The sequence below is a fragment of the Flavobacterium defluvii genome (genome assembly GCF_900129555.1).
GTDB classification, from domain to species: domain Bacteria; phylum Bacteroidota; class Bacteroidia; order Flavobacteriales; family Flavobacteriaceae; genus Flavobacterium; species Flavobacterium defluvii.
Genome location: NZ_FQWC01000021.1, coordinates 1 through 1,906, shown reverse-complemented (window position 1 = coordinate 1,906; position 1,906 = coordinate 1). Strand labels below are relative to the sequence as shown.

At 36.6% G+C, this 1,906-nt stretch carries 2 protein-coding genes; both read left to right on the top strand.

Annotated features, from left to right (window positions below; all coding sequences use genetic code 11):
• A partial coding sequence (locus BUC29_RS21070; RefSeq protein WP_073418546.1) for a dimethylarginine dimethylaminohydrolase family protein occupies window positions 1-908 on the top strand: 908 nt, incomplete at its 5' end.
• 72 nt (window positions 909-980) lie between these two features.
• Window positions 981-1,906: citrulline utilization hydrolase CtlX (gene ctlX, locus BUC29_RS21065; RefSeq protein ID WP_073418545.1), on the top strand; the 926-nt coding region annotated here is incomplete at its 3' end.

Sequence of the window (1,906 nt, the reverse complement as noted above, 5' to 3'; positions counted from 1 at the left end):
AATTAAATGTTAAGAACGAAACGTCAAGACTTCGTGCAGTAGTTTTGGGTTCAGCCGTTCATAATGGGCCAACTCCTACAATTGATGAAGCCTATGATCCTAAATCATTGGAACATATTAAAGCAGGGACATATCCAGTCGAAAAAGATATGGTTGCTGAAATGGATGCTTTTAATGCTGTTTTTAAAAAATATGAAGTTAAAGTTTATCGTCCGGAAATAATCGAGAATTACAATCAGATTTTTGCAAGAGATATTGGATTTGTAATTGATGATGTTTTTATAAAATCGAATATTCTGCCTGACCGCGAACGTGAATTAGATGCAATTCAGTACATGATTGATCAAATCGATCCGATAAAAGTGGTGCGTCCGCCGGAAGAAGTTCATATTGAAGGCGGTGATGTTATGCTTTGGAATGACCATATTTTTATTGGGACCTATAAAGGAAGTGATTACAAAGATTATATCACGGCCAGAACCAATATGCATGGCGTAAACTATATCAAAGAATTATTTCCAAATAAAATTGTCAAAGAGTTTGATCTGGTAAAATCAAAACTAGAGGCTCGCGACAATGCACTGCACTTAGACTGCTGTTTTCAGCCTGTAGGAAAAGACAAAGGCATTATCTACAAAAGGGGTTTTCGTGAAGAAGCAGATTATTTGTATTTGGTAAACCTTTTCGGGAAAGAAAATTTATTCCATATTGAAAGAGAAGAAATGTACCATATGTTTTCAAATGTTTTTTCAATTGATACAAATGTTGTGGTTTCAGAAAAGAACTTTACGCGCCTGAATAACTGGCTTCGCGCAAATGGTTTTATTGTAGAAGAAATTCCGTATGCTGAAATTGCAAAACAGGAAGGGTTATTAAGATGCTCAACATTACCATTAATTAGAGATTAAAAATAGTTTCAGGTTTCAAGTTTCAGGTTATAGGAACCTGAAACTTGAAACCTGAAACGAAAAACATAAAAAATGAAACAAACTACAAATGCAATCGTAATGATCCGGCCGGCAGCTTTCAGAATGAATGAACAGACAGCCGTAAATAATTATTACCAAAAAGTATTAGACGGATTACTGCCGGATACAGTAAACGCAAAAGCACAGCAGGAATTTGATGCTTTTGTTGAGAAATTAAGAGCAGTTGGTGTGGACGTTACCGTAATTGAAGATACCCTGGATACCGATACTCCGGATAGTATTTTTCCAAACAACTGGGTTTCATTTCATGAAAATGGCGATGTGGCGCTTTATCCCATGTTTGCAGAAAACCGCCGTCAGGAACGCCGTGAGGATATTTTAGACACCCTTGAAGAAAAAGGATTCGAGATTTCTAATATAATGGATTACACATCTGCAGAAGAAGACGGTTATTTTCTGGAAGGGACCGGGAGTCTGCTTTTAGATCGTGCAAACGGGAAAGCATATTGTGCTTTATCACCAAGAGCAGACGAAGAATTATTTATAGAGTTTTGCGAAGATTTTGATTATGTCCCTGTAATTTTTGAAGCCTTTCAAACCGTTAACGGAGAGCGAAAACTAATCTATCATACCAATGTAATGATGTGTTTAGGCGAAACATTTGCTGTTATCTGTGCAGATTGTATCGATGATAAAAAAGAGCGCAAAATGGTTTTGGATAATTTAAAAGAAGACAAAAAAGAAATCATTTTGATAACGGAAGATCAGGTAAATAATTTTGCCGGAAATATGCTGGAAGTGAGAGGTACAAACGATAAGAGATATATTGTTATGAGTGCTTCAGCACATCAAAGTCTGACTCCAAAACAAATTGAGCAATTGGAAAAACACGCTGAGATTTTAAGTTCAAGTTTGGATACAATCGAAGCCTGCGGGGGCGGAAGTGCCAGATGTATGATGGCAGAAGTATTTTTGCC